At 73.5% G+C, this 15,653-nt stretch carries 12 protein-coding genes; all 12 read left to right on the forward strand.

The annotated features are described in order from the left end of the window. The first annotated feature begins 4 nt into the window (after positions 1–4). From AB0E62_RS04600 to AB0E62_RS04655, 12 genes are read left to right on the forward strand one after another with little or no spacing between them, the layout of a single operon-like run. A complete protein-coding gene (locus tag AB0E62_RS04600) occupies positions 5–1,198 on the forward strand; it encodes a cytochrome P450 (RefSeq protein WP_362187919.1) in 1,194 nt (397 codons plus the stop codon). After that, entirely contained in the window at positions 1,195–5,325 is a 4,131-nt protein-coding gene (locus AB0E62_RS04605; protein ID WP_362187922.1) for an amino acid adenylation domain-containing protein, read from the forward strand. The genes AB0E62_RS04600 and AB0E62_RS04605 overlap by 4 nt, the downstream gene beginning before the upstream one ends. Further along, positions 5,322–6,617: an FAD/NAD(P)-binding protein gene (locus AB0E62_RS04610; RefSeq protein ID WP_362187925.1), complete on the forward strand. Its 1,296-nt coding sequence runs from the start codon at positions 5,322–5,324 to the stop codon at positions 6,615–6,617. Before AB0E62_RS04605 ends, AB0E62_RS04610 begins: the two co-directional genes overlap by 4 nt. Next, positions 6,598–7,884, forward strand: a complete 1,287-nt coding sequence (locus AB0E62_RS04615; RefSeq protein ID WP_362187928.1) for an aminotransferase class I/II-fold pyridoxal phosphate-dependent enzyme — start codon at positions 6,598–6,600, stop codon at positions 7,882–7,884. Before AB0E62_RS04610 ends, AB0E62_RS04615 begins: the two co-directional genes overlap by 20 nt. Before the next feature lie 13 nt (positions 7,885–7,897). Next, positions 7,898–9,073, forward strand: a complete 1,176-nt coding sequence (locus tag AB0E62_RS04620; RefSeq protein WP_362187931.1) for an OsmC family protein — start codon at positions 7,898–7,900, stop codon at positions 9,071–9,073. 2 nt (positions 9,074–9,075) lie between these two features. Beyond that, a complete protein-coding gene (locus tag AB0E62_RS04625; RefSeq protein WP_362188121.1) occupies positions 9,076–10,623 on the forward strand; it encodes an AMP-binding protein in 1,548 nt (515 codons plus the stop codon). Beyond that, positions 10,620–11,555 (forward strand): 3-oxoacyl-[acyl-carrier-protein] synthase III C-terminal domain-containing protein, encoded by a 936-nt coding sequence (locus AB0E62_RS04630; protein WP_362187934.1) that lies wholly within the window; start codon positions 10,620–10,622, stop codon positions 11,553–11,555. Before AB0E62_RS04625 ends, AB0E62_RS04630 begins: the two co-directional genes overlap by 4 nt. Before the next feature lie 16 nt (positions 11,556–11,571). Next, positions 11,572–11,943 (forward strand): nuclear transport factor 2 family protein, encoded by a 372-nt coding sequence (locus AB0E62_RS04635; protein ID WP_362187937.1) that lies wholly within the window; start codon positions 11,572–11,574, stop codon positions 11,941–11,943. Then, positions 11,940–12,863, forward strand: a complete 924-nt coding sequence (locus AB0E62_RS04640; RefSeq protein ID WP_362187940.1) for a 3-oxoacyl-[acyl-carrier-protein] synthase III C-terminal domain-containing protein — start codon at positions 11,940–11,942, stop codon at positions 12,861–12,863. The genes AB0E62_RS04635 and AB0E62_RS04640 overlap by 4 nt, the downstream gene beginning before the upstream one ends. 15 nt (positions 12,864–12,878) lie before the next feature. Next, positions 12,879–14,078 (forward strand): cytochrome P450, encoded by a 1,200-nt coding sequence (locus tag AB0E62_RS04645; RefSeq protein WP_362187943.1) that lies wholly within the window; start codon positions 12,879–12,881, stop codon positions 14,076–14,078. Then, entirely contained in the window at positions 14,072–14,530 is a 459-nt protein-coding gene (locus AB0E62_RS04650) for a hypothetical protein (RefSeq protein ID WP_362187946.1), read from the forward strand. Before AB0E62_RS04645 ends, AB0E62_RS04650 begins: the two co-directional genes overlap by 7 nt. Further along, complete coding sequence (locus tag AB0E62_RS04655) at positions 14,530–15,210, forward strand: 4'-phosphopantetheinyl transferase superfamily protein (protein ID WP_362187949.1); 681 nt, start codon at positions 14,530–14,532, stop codon at positions 15,208–15,210. The genes AB0E62_RS04650 and AB0E62_RS04655 overlap by 1 nt, the downstream gene beginning before the upstream one ends. Positions 15,211–15,653: the final 443 nt, after the last annotated feature.

Here is a 15,653-nt window from a genome sequence, read left to right on the forward strand (position 1 = left end):
CGCGATGAGACACGTGGACTTCCTGTCGCCGGAGCTCGGCGACGAACTCTGGCAGGTCTTCGCCCGGTACCGCCGGGAGCACCCCGTGCTGTGGGTGCCGTCGGTGCGGATGTTCTGCGTGTTCCGGCACGCCGACATCAAGACCTGCCTGACCGGCCCGGACTTCACCGTCGACTATCCGTTCCGGGTGTCGCGGCAGGTGTTCGGCCCCACGTTGCTCGACTTCGACGGGCCCCGGCACACCCGGCTGCGCCGGAGCCTCGGCAGTCTGCTCGTCGGGCGGCCCGACAACGTGCCCTTCACCGGGCCGGTGGACCGGTGTGTCGCCGAGGTCCTGGACCGGCTGGCCGGCCTGGCCGAGTTCGACTTCGTGACCGCGGTGGCCCGGGAACTGCCGGCGTCCGTGACCGCCGCGTTCCTCGGCATCCCGCCCGAGGAGCGGGACTGGGTGTTCAGCCACCTCCGCTACCTGCTCGAACACCTCGACGGCAGCAGCAAGGACTTCGCCGTCGCCACCCGGCTCCGCCACGAGGTGTGCGCACTGGCACGGCGCCTGCTGCGCGATCCCGAGTCCGCGGACCACACGGTGACCGGCCGGCTCGGCGCCTTCGTGCGCGCCGGTGAGCTGGACCTGGAGGAGGCGGTCGGCATGGTGCTGCTCGTGCTCGCCGCCGGCGTGGAGACCTCGGCCGGGCTGCTCGCCAACACCATGGTCACGCTCTGCCGGTTCCCTCGGTGGGCCGCGCGCGGGCGGGCCGACGACGCCGTGCTCGGCCGGGTCGTGCGCGAGGTGATCCGCTGGCAGCCGCCCCAGATGGACACCGTGCGCTTCGCCCGGGCCGACACCCGGCTGGGGGGCGTGCCGGTGGGCGCGGGCCGGCCGCTGAAGCTGCTGCTCGGCAGTGGCAACCGGGACGAGAGCGTCTTCGCGGACCCGGAGAGCTTCCGGCCGGACCGGGAGGAGCGCGCGAGTCTCGGCTTCGGTCACGGGCCGCACTCCTGCCTCGGCACGCACATGGCGATCGAGGTGGCGACCCGGTTCTTCGCCGCGTTCCTGCGCCGCTTCCCCGATGCCGCGGTCGCCGGCCCGGTGCCGGAGATCGGTGGATGGACCTTTCGCCGCCCCGCCGCGCTGCCGATGACGCTCGGCGAGCCGGCCCGCGCGGCCGGGTCCGTGCGGGAAGGCGGTGCGCGATGAGCCGGACGCCGATGTCCCGGCCCGAGAGCGTCAGGGAGCAGGCGCGCGCGCTGTGGTGCGACGCGCTCGGTCTCGCCGGCGACTGGTCCGAGCAGGCCACCTTCGTCGAACTCGGCGGGTACTCGCTGCTCGCCCTGTCACTGGCCGCCCGGCTCGGCGACGCGCTGGGGATCGAGGTGCCGCGCACCCTGGTCCTGGAACACCAGACCTTCGCCGCGGTGGCGGCCTGGCTGGAACAGGCCCGGGCCGGCGGACCCCGTCCCGCGGCGGACCGCCCGGACGCCGCCACCCTGCCCGTGCCGGAGCCGGCCGAGGCGTTCCCGATGTCCCCGCTCCAGCAGGCGTACCTGCTCGGCGAGACCGGCGGGTTCGACCTGGGCGGGCCGGCCGTGTTCGTCGAGGACTACCGGGTCGCCGAGTTCGACCTGCCGCGGTTCACCGCGGCGGTCCTCGCCCTGGTGCGCCGGCACGGGATGCTGCGCGCCGCGTTCCACGCGGACGGCACCCAGCGGGTGCTGCCGCCCCCGCAGCAGCCGCCCCTGCACTACCGCGACCTGCGGGGCACGGCCGAGGAGGAGGCCGAGGCGGTACTGCGGGAGAGCTACGCCGAGCTGGCCGCACAGGTTCCCGGGGCCGGGTCCGGCACGGTGCTGTGGTTCCGGGTGTTCCGGCTGGCGGACTGCCACCGCGTCCAGGTCGTCGGACGGCTGCTGGCGTTCGACGGGGCGTCCGGCGACCTCTTCGCCGACGAGCTGCGCGCCCTGCTGGCCGGCCGGCGGCTCCCGGAACCGGGCTGCACCTACCGTGACTACCGGCTGGCGCTCGCCGCGCGGCGGGCCTCCGGCGCCGACGCGGACAGCACGCGGTACTGGCTCCGCCGGCTGCCCGGCCTGCCGCCCGCCCCGGAACTGCCCCGCGGCAGGGGCGAGCCGGTGACGGCCGGGATGACCCGCCGCACCGTGGTGCTCCCGCCCCACCGGTGGCAGGCGTTCAAGGCCAGGGCCGCCGAGCACGGGGTCACCGTGACGGTCGCGCTGTGCGCGGCGTTCTGCGAGATCCTGCGGCAGTACAGCGCGTCACCCGACTTCACGCTCAACGTGATGTACGGGGAGCGGCAGCCGCTGCACCCGGACGTGCCGCGTGTCCTCGGCAACTTCAGTGACACCCTGCTGCTGGAGTGCCGGGCCGGGCACGGCACCTTCGCCGACCGGGCCAGGTCGCTCGGCGCGCAACTGGCCGCCGACCTGGCGCACGGCGCGTACAGCGGGGTGGACGGCATCCGTGCGCTCAACAGCCGGCGCGCCGCCGGCCGGTCCCCGGCGATGCCGGTGGTGTTCGCCAGTGTGATCGGCGGCGACTCCAAGGAGGGCATCTTCCTGGAACGGCTGGGCTGGCGGCGGATCGCCGGAGCCGTGCACACCCCGCAGGTCAGCCTCGACCACCAGGTCTTCGACAGCGACAACCGCCTGGTCGCCAACTGGGACACGGTCGACGAGGCGTACCCGCCCGGTCTGGTCGACGCCATGTTCGCCGGCTACCGCGAGCTGCTGCGCACCCTGTGCGATGAGCCCGGGGCGTGGCAGCACACCCGTCCGGTCAGCGCCCCGGCCGCGCAGCTCGCGGTGCGGGCCCGGGTGAACGACACGGCCGTACCGGTGCCCCCGGCCACCCTGCACGAGCCGGTGTTCCTCGCGGCGCGGCGCACCCCGGACGCGCCCGCGGTCGTCGCCCCCGACCGGACGGTCAGCTACGGAGAGCTGGCCGCCGCCGCGACACGCGTGGCGCGGGCGCTGCTCGCGGCGGGCTGCGTCCCGGGTGACCTGGTGCCGGTACGGGTGGAGCGGGGCTGGCGGCAGGTGGCCGCGATGCTCGGAGTGCTGGCCGCCGGCGCGGCATACGTGCCGCTCGCCCCGCGGTGGCCGGCCGCCCGGGTCCGGCAGGTGGTGAACAGGGCCCGGCCGCGCCGGCTGGTCACCGACGACGCGGCCGGCCGCCCCGGGGAGGAGGGCCTGCACCGTCTCGACCTCGGCTCCGTGCTCGCGGGACGTGCCGCCCCGGCGGATCCGGGCACGCCGCTTCCCGCGGTCTCCCCGGAGTCGCTCGCCTACGTGATCTTCACCTCGGGCACCACCGGGGAGCCGAAGGGCGTGATGATCCGGCACCGGAGCGCCGCGAACACCCTCACCGACCTGCTGGCCCGGTTCGGCATCGGCCCGGACGACCGGGTGCTCGCGCTGGCCGAGGCCACGTTCGACCTGTCGGTGTTCGACGTCTTCGGCACGCTGGCCGCAGGAGGCACGGTGGTCGTGCCGGAGGGCGGCGCGGCCGGTGACGCCGCCGCCCTGCACGAGCTGTGCGCCACCGCGCGGGTCACCGTGTGGAACAGCGTCCCCGCCCACCTCGGCATGCTGCTGGACTACCGGGAGGCGGCGGCCCGCCCGGACCTGCCGGCGCTGCGGCTGGCCATGGTCAGCGGTGACTGGGTGCCGGTCACCCTCGGGGACCGGCTCGCCGCGAGCCTGCCCCAGGCCCGCCTGGTCAGCCTCGGCGGCGCGACCGAGGCGTCGATCTGGTCCAACTGGTACCCGGTGCCGCGTCCGGTGCCGACCGGGTGGACCAGCGTCCCGTACGGACATCCGCTGGCCAACCAGGGGTTCCGGGTGCTGGACGGATCTCTGGCAGACCGTCCGGACTGGGTGCCCGGTGACCTCTACATCACCGGCCGCGGTCTGGCCGACGGGTATCTCAACGACCCGGAGCTGACGCGGCAGGCGTTCCTCACGCATCCGCAGGACGGCACCCGGCTCTACCGGACCGGCGACCGGGCCCGCTACTGGCCGGACGGCACGCTGGAGTTCCTCGGCCGGCGCGACGGCCAGGTGAAGGTGAACGGCATGCGGGTCGAGCTGGGCGAGGTGGAGCGCGCCCTGCTCGACGAGGACGGGGTGCGGGCCGCCGCCGCCGTCGTGCGCCGGGACGACCGGGGCAGCGGTCTCGTCGGACACGTGGTCCTCGACGGGCCCGGCGCCCGGCACCCAGACGGCCTGCTGGCCGCCCTGCGCACCCGGCTGCCCGACTACCTGGTGCCCGTCTCGCTGGTGGTGCACGAACGCCTCCCGCTGACCGCCAACGGGAAGGTCGACCGAGCGCGGCTGGCCGCGTACCGGCCGGAGCCCACGGCCACCGCCGTGGCGCCCGCCGGCCGGGTCGAGGAGACGCTCCTCGAGCTGTGGCGCGCACTCGTCCCGGCGAGCGGGGTGACCGACGACTTCTTCGCCCGCGGAGGCCACTCGGTGACGGCCGCGGTGCTGTTGAACAGCATTGAACGGGAGTTCGGTGTCCGGCTGCCGCTGGTCACCCTCCACCGGCACCGCACCGTCCGGGACCTCGCCGCCGTGCTGGCCCGGCCCACCGTGCCGACGGCGGTCACGTACCTGGACGGCAGCGGGGAGCCCTTGGTGCTCATCCACCCGGTCGGCGGTGACGTGCTGTGCTACCGGCCGCTGGTGCGCGAACTGGCCACCGACCACGCGGTGTACGGGATCGCCGCCGACACCGGACCCACCGGTGAGCCGACCGTACCGGGCATGGCCAGGCGCTACCACGCCCGGGTCGGCGCGGCCTTCCCCGGCGCCCGGGTGCGGCTGGTCGGCTGGTCGTACGGAGCGGCGGTCGCCTATGAGATGGCCCGGCTCGCCGACGGCGCCTGGTCCGTGGTGATGCTCGACCCGTGGCTGCCGCGCCGGCCCGGCAGGGCGGTCGCGGAAGCGGAACTGCGGCGCGCCTTCACCCGTGACCTGTCCGGCGGGCGGCGGGGCGACCCGGCCGGTACCGACCTCTCCGACCCGGCCATGGCCGGGCTGTTCGACCGGTACCGGACCAACGCCACCGCGCTGTGCGCCTACCGGTTCGTCCCGGACGCGAAGCCGGCGGTCACCGTCGTCACGGCCGAGGACGGCTTCCGCGCCGGCCGACCGGACCACCTCGTCCCGCTCCGCTCGGCCGTGGACCCCGCCACGCTGCCCGGAGCACGGTGGCACACCATCGCCGGTGACCACTTCAGCGTGGTGGAGCCGGCCCGGGCGGCCGAGGTGGCCGGGCTGATCCGCCGGGAGGACCGCCGATGACCCCCCTCGTGCAGGTGATCGGCTTCGGGCCGGCCACGCTCGGACTGCCCCTGGCCGCCGACCGGATGGGCGAGCTGAGCAGCCTCGCCACGCACGGGATGACGTTCGTCGACCGTGCCTTCGGCCCCGGCGTGCTGCGCACCAGCCGTTTCCCCTTCCTGATCGAGTCGAACTCCCCGGCGCGCGACTTCGTCGCGGGGGTGGACCCCGCGGGCCGGTTCGGCGAGGTGCTCGACCGCCCGGCCGGACGCAAGCTGGTGGAGCAGGGCGAACGCCAGGTGCCCCTCCAGCACGTCGGCGAGTATCTGGCCGACCTGGCGGACGAGATCACCGGCTGGCTGGACGGCACCGCGGGCGGGATCAGCTACGGACGCGAGGTGCGCCGGGTCCGGCGCAACGCCGACGGCACCTTCACCAGCCTGTGCACCGCCGGCCGGCCGGTGCTGCGCAGCCACGCCGTCGTGCTGGCCACCGGCGCCACCGAGGACACCGCACGGCACGGCGTGCCCGGCGACCGGCTGGTGCCGTCCGCACGCCTGCTGGCAGGAGACCTCGACCAGGTCGGGCACGCGGTCCGGGCGGGGCGCCCCGTGGTGGTCGTCGGCGGCTCGCACAGCGGGTTCGCCGCGGTCGGCCTGATGCTCGCCAGGTACGGCGGCGCGGTGCGGCCGGGCCAGATCACCGTGGTGCACCGGGAGATCGCGCTGAGCTTCCCGGGCGTCGCCGAACTCGCCGCCGCGGGGCCGCTCGCCGGGACACCGCCGATGAAGCGCCCGGTGGTCTGCCGGGAGACCGGCGCCGTGAACCGGTTCAGCGGCCTGCGCGGTGCCGCCCGGCAGCTGTGCCTGGCGGTCCTGGCCCGCGCGGAGGCACGCGTCCGGCTGTGCCCGGCCGGCACGGCCGAGGCACGCCGGGCGATCGCCGGGGCCGCGGTGGTCGTGCACTCCAGCGGCTACCGCGGCACCGCGCCCGAGATGGTCGAGGCCGACGGCACACCCGTCCCGCTGGAACGCGAGCACGGCTGCATCACCGTGGGCGAGGCGTGCCGGGTGCTCGGGCCGAAGGGCCCGCTCGCGGGGGTGTACGGGCTGGGCATCGGGTTCGCCCGGCGCGACGCCGGCAGCGAGCGGCGCGTCGGCATCAACGTGTTCCACGGCCAGGACGCCGAGGACATCGTCACAAGCCTCCTGACACGGGCTTCGACGGTGAGACCGGCGACCGGACCGGCGACCGCACCGGCGGCACCGCCGACGACGAGAAAGGGGCTCAGACATGGCCAAAGCGATCGGTGACACCGCGGGACCGGGGGAGGACCGGCCCTGGTCGAACAGCCTCGGACGAGGCCGGGTTCCGGGGCCGCGACTGCCCCAGCAGCGCGTGTTCGACGATGTGGTCGGCCCCAGCACCCAGAGCGTCCACAGCGGCACCTACATCGACCCGGTGACCGGTGCGGTCGGCACACCCGTCTTCGCCAGCAGCACCTACGAGTTCAACGAGCACACCTACGGGGCGTTCGACCAGGGACACATCCGGGACGTGCCGATCTACGGCCGCTACGGCAGCCCCAACCAGTGGGTGGTGCAGGAGAAGGTCGCCGCACTGGAGAACGCGGAGAGCGGGGTGGTGTTCGCCTCCGGCATGGCGGCGATCACCACGACGCTGCTCGCCCTGACCAACCGCGGCGGGCACATCGTCACCTCCCGGGACATCTACGGCGGCAGCTACAACCTCCTGCGCGAGGACATGTACCAACTCGGCCGCGAGGTGACGTTCACCGACGCGACCAGCATGGAAGCGATTGTCTCGGCCGTCCGGCCGGAGACGCAGGTGCTGTACTTCGAGACACTGACCAACCCGCTGCTGAAGGCGGTACCGCTGGCCGAGCTGGGCGAGTACGCCGAGCGCAACCACCTGCTTCTGGTGGTGGACAACACTTTCCTCAGCCCCTACTGTCTGCGCCCGCTGGAACTGGGCGCGCACGTGGTGATCCACAGCGCGACCAAGTACCTGGGCGGCCACAGCGACCTCACGGCGGGCATCGCGGTCGGCTCCCGCAAGTACATGGACCGGCTGTGGAAGCAGATGCTGAAGTTCGGCGGATCGATCGACGCCTTCCCCTGCTTCCTCCTGGAACGCGGGCTGAAGACCCTCGCGTTGCGGATGCGCGCACACGTGGCGAACGCGACCGAGCTGGCCGGGTTCCTCGCCGGACACCCGAAGGTGCGCCGGGTGCACCACCCCTCGCTGCCCGACTACGCGTACCCGGCGATCCGGGAGATCTGCCGCGACGGCTTCGGCGGCATGGTCAGCTTCGAGGTGACCGGCGGCGACGAGGCGGCGCTGAAGCTGCTCGAACGGCTCACCATCCCCCAGGTGGCCACCAGCCTCGGCGGAGTGGAGTCGCTGGTCAGCCTGCCGTTCAACACCTCGCACAGCTTCCTCACCGAAGCACAGCGCCGGGACATCGGCATAGAACCGGGACTGGTGCGCCTGTCGGCCGGGGTGGAGGACGCCGCCGACCTGATCGCGGACATCGACCAGGCCCTCAACGGAATCTGAAGGCGGACCACCTATGCGCAACGGGCTTGACATCAGCGGCGCTTCCGAGTTGGTGCACGAGATCGGCGACAAGCCGGCCGAGGCCGTGATCGACTTCCACGCCTCGGCCGTGCCGGGACTCTCCGGAGCGGAGGTGAGCATCCGGACCGCCCACCACGGCACCCAGCGGATGGCCCGCTCCTTCCGGATCCCCTTCACGCAGGACAGCGCCCGTCGACTCGGCGGTCTGTCCTCCTACGAGGCGGCGGTGGCGGCACTCGGCGCCTGTGTGCTGATCACGCATGTGCACGGCTACTCCGCCCGCGGAGTCACGATCACCTCGCTGCGGGTGACGGTGACCGCGGCGGTGGAGGTGGACGCGCACGGCCGGTGGACCGGCGGTGAGACCGCCCTGCACGACCTGCGCTACCTCGTCGAGGCCGACTGCGACGGCTCGGCGGACAGCGTGCGTGAGGTCAGCCGGTTCGTCACCTGCTTCAGCCCCAATCACAGGGCGTTCCTGGACGAGGGCAGCTACCGGCTGGCCGCGGTGGCGGTGCGCCCCGACGGCACGCCGGACGCGGCTGAGCTCGACCGGGCCGACCCCGCACCGGCCGGCGCGAACGGCACCCGGCTCGAGCTGACCGCCGAGCTGACCTGGGAGTACGGCGTCCAGGCCACGGCCACGACCACCTTCGCCCCCGGCGGGGAACTACGCCGTGAACGGCCCGCGCTGGTGGTGGACCAGTCCAAGCAGATGCTCGGCCTCGACCGCGGTCCCAACCCGCAGGAGCTGCTGTTGGCCGCGGTCTCCGCCGACCTCACACACCAGGTGCGCGCCCTGGCCGCCCGGCGCGGCATCCCCCTCGACGGCGTCGAGGTGGAGTCGTCCGGGCGGCTGGACATCCGCGGCATGCTCAACGTGTCCGCGGACATCCCGGCCCGGTTCCACAACCTCCGGTTCGCGGTGCGGGCGGAGACCGAGGCCCCCCTGGCCGATCTGACCGGCCTGGTGCGGGAGGCCGCGTCCCGCAACGTCGTGCTGGCCACACTGGTGCGGGCGAACTCCGTGCGGGTGGACCTGCGCTCGCCCGCCGGGCCGCTGGACGGCTTCACCAGCGACGCTGGCCAGGTCACCGAGTTCCTCGCCGAAGTGGCCAGGAAGCAGGCGGCGACGGCGGCCGGCAACGCCCTGACCGGCCGGCGGTGACGATGCCGGACGCCAGTCAGCCACGGCTGTTCCACACCTACCTGCTCGGCCGCGCCGCCGAGCGGGCGCAGGCGCCCGCGGTCAGCTCGGCCCGGCTCACCCTGAGCTACGCCGACCTGGCCCGGCTGACCGAGGAGTACGCCACCGCGCTGGACGAGCACGGCCTCAGGGCCGGCGAGGTGATGGTGGTGGAGCTGTCACCGCGGCCGGAGGCCGTCGCGCTGATGACGGCCGCCGCCTGCCGGGCGGTGGTCTTCGTGAACCTGAGCCCCGAGCTGCCCGCGGCACGCAAGGCGCAGCTGCTGCGCCGGGTCGGCGCGGCCGCCCACATCAGCGCGACCGGTCCCGAGGGCAGCCCCTGCCCCGTCACCGGCTCCCTCGGCGACGACGGCCGCCTGCGCCTGACCGGCCGCATCCGGACCCGCACCGAGCCGCGGCCACCGGCGGAAGGCGACCTCGCGTACATCGTGTTCACCTCCGGCTCCACCGGGACGCCCAAGGGCATCATGATGTCGCACCGGGCCGTGGTGTCGTTCTGGCAGGGGTTCCGCGGGTTCGGCGTCGCACCGGGCGTCCGGCTGGGCAGCATGGCGCCGCTGCAGTTCGACTTCTCCCTGCTCGACCTCGGCCTGGCGCTCGGCGCGGGCGGCACCCTGGTGCAGCTGTCCAGCCTGCTGGCCCAGCAGCCGGCCGGCTTCGTCCGGGCCCTCGGCCGCCACCGGGTGACGCAGATGAACGGAGTCCCCGCCATCTGGCGCGCCCTCCTCGCCGACGCGCACCTGGCCGAGCTGGCGGACACCCCGCTGGACACCGTGCTGTACGCCGGCGAGGGATTCCCGGCCGAGGGGCTGCGCGCGCTGCGCACGGCCAGACCGGGACTGCGGCTCGTCAACGGATTCGGCCACTCCGAGTCGATCGCGTGCGCCTACAACGTGCTCGGCGACGAACTCGCCGACCGGCACGGACGAGTGCCGTTCGGCACCCGGGCCATCGACGGGATGCGCATGTACCTGGTGGACACCGAGGGCCGGGTGACCGACGAGCCCGGCCGGGTCGGCGAGATCTACGTCGAGGGGGACGCGCTGTTCGACGGCTACTGGCAGGACACGGCGGCCACCGCCGCCGCGCTGGTGCCCAGCCCGCTGTCCGGGCCGGGCGTGCGCGCGTTCCGGTCCCGCGACCTCGGCTACACCGACGAGGCCGGGCAGCACTACTTCCACTCCCGAGCGGACACCCAGGTCAAACTGCTCGGCCACCGCATCGAGCTGGAGGAGATCGACCTGCACGTGCGGTCCCACCCCGCGGTGACAGCCGCGGCGACCGTGCTCGACGCTTCCGGGGACCAGCCGCGGCTGGTCGTGTTCGTCGTGCCCGCGCCCGGCCCGGACACCGGCACCGGCCCGCTGGAGGCCGAGCTGCGCCGGCACTGCGCGGGGACGCTCCCGCGGTACATGATGCCCGCCCGGTTCAGGATCCTGGCGGACCTGCCGACCACGGTGAACGGCAAGATCGACCGCGCCGCGCTGCTGGCCGGGGAGCGGGTCGGATGAGCCCGGCTCCCGTCGTGCTGAGCGGGGTCAGCTACCGGCACGGGCAGTGGCGGGACCTCGCCGACCTCGCGGAGCGCGGACTGGCCGGCCTCGCGGACCTCGCCACGCTCAGCCGGGGCGGACTGACCCGGTACTCGGTCCTGGACGGACCCGTCCGGGAACACTTCGCCGCCTGCGCCTCCGATTCGCTCCGGGCCGCCGGCGCCGAACCGGCCGCCGTGGACGCCGTGCTGTTCTTCTCCTCCACGTTCTCCAGCTACGACGACCACGACGACCTGATCGGTCTGTGCCGGGACCTGGGCATGGCCAAGGCGCTGCCGGTCGGCCTGTTCCAGGCCCAGTGCAGCAACTTCTCCTACGCCCTGATGATCGCCGAGGCACTGGTCCGCAGCCAGGGCCTGGGCACCGTACTGCTGCTCGGCGCGGACGCCCTGGACGAGAGCCGGGCCGGCCGGCTGCTGCCCGCCGCCGCCTCCGTGTTCAGCGACACCGTGCTCAGCTGTGTGGTGAGCACCGACGCGGAGGACGGATACGCGGTCGAGTACGTCGGTCACCTGGTCGAGCCCGAACTGTCCGCGCTCGACCCCGTCCGGCACACGCTCCGGTTCATGGACCTGTTCGCGGCCCGCCTGGAACGGCTGTGCACCGACACCTACACCCGTACCGGGCTGCGGCCCGCGGACTTCGGCCACCTGGTGCTGGCCAACCTCGCCCTGCCGGTACTGCGCAACTACGCGGCCGTCGCCGGCATCCCGTTCACCCGGGTGCCCACCGGGACGATCGCCCGCTTCGGGCACTGCTTCGCCTACGACCAGCTGATCACGCTGGCGGCCCTGGCCGAGAGCGGAGAGATCACCGCGGGCGAACGCGCCCTCGCCCTGGGCATCGGCGCCAACCATCTGTTCAGCTCGACCGTCCTGCGCAGGCTGTGACGGAGACAGGAGAAACATGACGATGCCGTGGACCGAGCGGGAGGCGGTGGCCTTCGTCGAGCACCACGTCGAGGTGTGGAACAAGCACGACCTGGAGGAGATCCTCCAGCTGTACACCGAGGACGTCGAGCTGGTCTCCCCGTTCGCCGGACAGGTGGTCGGCAGTGACGTGGTGCGCGGCCGGGAGGGCCTGCGCGAGTACTTCGGCACGGCGCTGGCCAGGAATCCCGGCCTGCGGTTCGAGATCGTCGATGTGCTGCGCTGCGTGGACAGCGTCACCATCTACATGCGCAGCGTCGGCGGCCGCATGGTGGCCGAAGTACTGTTCGTCACCGACGAGGGACTGATCAGCAAGGTACTGGCGCACTACACCTGTGCCGCGCCATGACCACCGTCACCCTGTCCGAGCCCGCCTACGCGGTCGGTGAGCTGGTGCCCGTGGAGCAGGTGGCCGGCCCGGCCGCGCTGGCCGAACGGCTGCGCGGCTACGGGTTCGCCACCTGCTCGGTCGCCGACCGGCCGCCGTCCGAGCTGGCCGCGGACGCGGTGACCGGCCTGCTGCTCCGCCACGGCCTCACCGGCGGTGACATCGACGCGGTGGTGTACGGCACCTGCAGCCACCGCGGCGAACCGGCCGGCCACCCGGGCGTGCGCGGCATGCTCGACCGGCTCGGGCTGGCCGCGGCCCGGCTGTACGGCGTGTGGCTGGGCGAGTCGGGAAACCTGGCCGGGGCCCTCCGCCTGGCCCGAGCGCTGCTGATGTCCACGGGGATGCGGACCGTCCTGGTGGTGGTGGCCGACGCGGTGCCGGGACGGCCCGGGGAGTACCGGGCGATGCCCAACGCGGTGACCGTCAACGGCGACGGGGCGGCCGCGTGCCTGCTGTCCACGGTGCGCCGCGGAGCGTTCACGGTGGAGGGCATCGGGCACCGCGCCGGCCCGGCGATGTCCGCGGCCGGACGGGGCTCGGGCCTGCGCGAGTACCTGGAGTTCATGACGGGGGTGCGGGCCGCGCTCACCGCGCTCCACCAGGAGGCGGGCACCGGGCCGGACTCCTATCAGTGGCTGGTCGCCAACAACTACAGCGCGTCGAACGTCAGCGACTTCGCCGACCTGGCGGGGGTCGCGCACGAGCGCGCGTTCCGCGGCACGGCGTCCCGGCACGGCCATGTGTTCACCGCGGACGGCCTGATCAATCTGGCCGCCCTCACCGGCTCGGCGGACGTCGCCCCCGGTGACCGGGTGCTGGTGCTGTCCACCGGTCCGTTCAGCTGGGGCGCCATCGGCCTGCGGCGATGCGAGAAGTGACGAAGGGCAAGAGGAATGCAGATCACCGAGGACTTCATGCGCGACCCGTACCCGGTCTACGCCGGGATGCGGGAGTCGGCGCCCCTCCACCTCTCCGACGCGAACGCCGGGCGGACCTGGTTCGTACCGCGCTACGCCGACGTGATCGACGTACTGCGGGACGACAGGTTCTCCGCCGCGCTGAAGGCGCCCGGTTTCATCAACCAGTTCCCGCCGGAACACCGGGCCGAGTTCCAGCCCTTCAACGACTCGGTGAGCGGCTGGGTGGTGCTCCAGGACCCGCCGGCCCACCGGCAGCTGCGCCGGCTGATGAACAAGGGCTTCACCCGGCGGCTGGTGGCCTCGCTGCGCCCGAAGGTCACCGAGATCGCCGCCGGCCTGATCGACGAGATGGCCAAGCGGCGGTCGGGGGACTTCATGACCGACTTCGCCCAGCCGTTCCCGGCCGCCGTGATCGCCACCATGTTCGGAGTGCCGGCGGCCGACCTGAGCGCGTTCATCTCCTGGTCGGACGACATCGTGCAGTTCGCGGGCTCGTTGCGGCCGACCCTGGAGGTGGCGCGGGCCGCCCAGCACGGGCTGCTGTCGATGAACGAGTTCTTCCGCGCGCTGCTGCCGCAACGGCGGGCCGACCCCGGTGACGACGTGATCAGTCTGCTGGTCGGCGTCCGGGACGACGGCGAGCAGCTGACGGACGAGCAGGTACTGGCCAATTGCGCCCAGCTGATCGTGGCCGGCCACGAGACCACCAGGAACCTGGTCGCCAACGGGCTGTGGACCCTGTTGAACCACCCCGCCCAGCTCGAGAAGCTGAAGGCCGACCCGAGCCTCATGACCAGTGCCATCCGGGAGATGATGCGCTTCGAGAGCCCCCTGCAGTTCATCCGCAGGGTGGCCCGCGAGGACTTCACCTACCTGGGCGCGGAGATCAAGGCGCACGACGGCGTGGTGACGATCCTGGGCTCCGCCAATCGCGACCCCGACGTCTTCGCCGACCCCGACCGGTTCGACATCACCCGCAACCCGATCGGTCATGTGGCGCTCGGTTACGGCCCGCACGTCTGCCTCGGCGCGGTGCTGGCCGAGATGGAGACCGAGGTGGCTCTCGGCCTGCTGCTGAACCGGTTCCCCGGCCTGAGGGCGGCGGACGCCGATCCGCGGCGGGTGATGAACCCGATGCTGCGCGGGTTCGCCGAGCTGCGCCTGGAATGGTGACCGGCGTACGGAACGGCGCGACGGTCACGGTGACCGCCGCGCCGGACGCCGACCCGGTCGCCCTGGCCGGCGAGGCGGTGCGCAGGCTGCTCGGCACCGCCGGGCTGGCCCCGGCCGGGGTTCCGCTGCTCGTGCTGGCCTGCGCCGACCCGGCCGACTGGCCGGACTCCGCGCATTCCGCGCTGCTCGACGGCGAGTTCGCCGCCGACGTGGTGCGCCGGGTCCTCCTGGCCAACGGCCTGGTCGCCGCGGTTCCGCTCGGCGTGTCACTGGACCCCCACCGGGTCGAGCACCTGGCAGCCGAATCCGCGGCCGCGATCACGGCGGCCGAGGGGCTGGACCGCTCGGTGGCGGTGGCGACGTTCGTCCGCGACGGGAGAAGGATCGCCACCGCCACCGAGCTGCACCCGGCTACGGGCACCGGCGCGGAGCGCAGAAGGGACGGGGAGTGATGTCAGCCGGTCCATGGGGTGTGGTGGCAGGCACCGACGAGGTACTGCGGCACCCCCTGGCGGGACAGCACCTGCTGAACGAGGGAGAACGGAGACGGGTCGCGCTCTTCCACCGGGAAGGAGGGCGCCGGGACTTCGTCGCCGCGCACGTCCTGGTCCGGCTCTGCGCGGCGCGGTTGCTCGGTGTCGCCCCGGCCGAGGTGGCCTTCGCGCAGTACTGCCCCACGTGCCGCGGGACCGGCCACGGCCGGCCGCACCTCACCGACCGGCCGGACGTGCACCTGACCCTCTCGCACGCCGACGGTGTGGTGGCCGCCGCCGCCGGTCACGTCCCGGTGGGCATCGACGTGGAGCGGCGTGGGCGAGGCCGCGGCACCGACGTCATGCGCCGCGTGCTCACCGCCGCCGAGCTGGACCTCGTGACCGCGCATCCGGACCCGGACCATGCTTTCCTCCGCCAGTGGGTCCGCAAGGAGGCGCTGATCAAGGTGGGCCGGACGGACCTGGACTCACTCGGCGCACTCGATCTCTCGGCGCTCCCGCTGGACGCGGAGGGGATACCGCTGCGCTTCGAGGACCTGTATGTCATGGACCTCGTGGACGGCCGCCGGGACGCCTTGGTCACGGCGGTGAGCGCCGTACCCGCCCTTCTGGAGACGGCACTGGGAGGGCGTTGGTGAGGGTCACAGGACCTCGGCCGGCCGGTCCGGCAGCCGCGCGCCGATGACCGCGGTCCGCGGCGTGCAGCGGTGGGCGGGGCCCGCCGTGAGTTCGCGGACGCGTTCCAGTAGGCGTAGGTCTCGGTCCAGTGTCGATGGGGCGGCCCGAAATGATCACGGGAAGGCCGCGCAAGCAGTTCCTTCGTTCGGTTGCGAGGGAGTTTGGACTGCCTCCGGTCCCGCCTCCGGTCACTGGGTGGCTAGGTGGCGCTTGGGTGGTGACATGGCTCCTGACCCGCGTATACAGGGCTCAGGGGAGGTCCCGGGAGCGCGCTCGCACCGCTGTTGACCGGCGTTGTCCGTCGTCAAGGGCACGCTGTGGGCACGGCGCTGTGATGGGTGGGCCGACGGCATAACGACAGGGGCCCTCCCTGCCCGGGCTCCCTGACGCGCAGGTCGAACGA

Origin of the sequence: Streptomyces sp. NPDC038707, assembly GCF_040636485.1 — a bacterium.
GTDB lineage: Bacteria > Actinomycetota > Actinomycetes > Streptomycetales > Streptomycetaceae > Streptomyces.

Coding starts and splice junctions, on each gene's coding strand:
- AB0E62_RS04600 (WP_362187919.1), top strand. CDS start 5: ATGAGACACGTGGACTTCCTGTCGCCGGAGCTCGGCGACGAACTCTGG.
- AB0E62_RS04605 (WP_362187922.1), top strand. CDS start 1,195: ATGAGCCGGACGCCGATGTCCCGGCCCGAGAGCGTCAGGGAGCAGGCG.
- AB0E62_RS04610 (WP_362187925.1), top strand. CDS start 5,322: ATGACCCCCCTCGTGCAGGTGATCGGCTTCGGGCCGGCCACGCTCGGA.
- AB0E62_RS04615 (WP_362187928.1), top strand. CDS start 6,598: ATGGCCAAAGCGATCGGTGACACCGCGGGACCGGGGGAGGACCGGCCC.
- AB0E62_RS04620 (WP_362187931.1), top strand. CDS start 7,898: ATGCGCAACGGGCTTGACATCAGCGGCGCTTCCGAGTTGGTGCACGAG.
- AB0E62_RS04625 (WP_362188121.1), top strand. CDS start 9,076: ATGCCGGACGCCAGTCAGCCACGGCTGTTCCACACCTACCTGCTCGGC.
- AB0E62_RS04630 (WP_362187934.1), top strand. CDS start 10,620: ATGAGCCCGGCTCCCGTCGTGCTGAGCGGGGTCAGCTACCGGCACGGG.
- AB0E62_RS04635 (WP_362187937.1), top strand. CDS start 11,572: ATGACGATGCCGTGGACCGAGCGGGAGGCGGTGGCCTTCGTCGAGCAC.
- AB0E62_RS04640 (WP_362187940.1), top strand. CDS start 11,940: ATGACCACCGTCACCCTGTCCGAGCCCGCCTACGCGGTCGGTGAGCTG.
- AB0E62_RS04645 (WP_362187943.1), top strand. CDS start 12,879: ATGCAGATCACCGAGGACTTCATGCGCGACCCGTACCCGGTCTACGCC.
- AB0E62_RS04650 (WP_362187946.1), top strand. CDS start 14,072: ATGGTGACCGGCGTACGGAACGGCGCGACGGTCACGGTGACCGCCGCG.
- AB0E62_RS04655 (WP_362187949.1), top strand. CDS start 14,530: ATGTCAGCCGGTCCATGGGGTGTGGTGGCAGGCACCGACGAGGTACTG.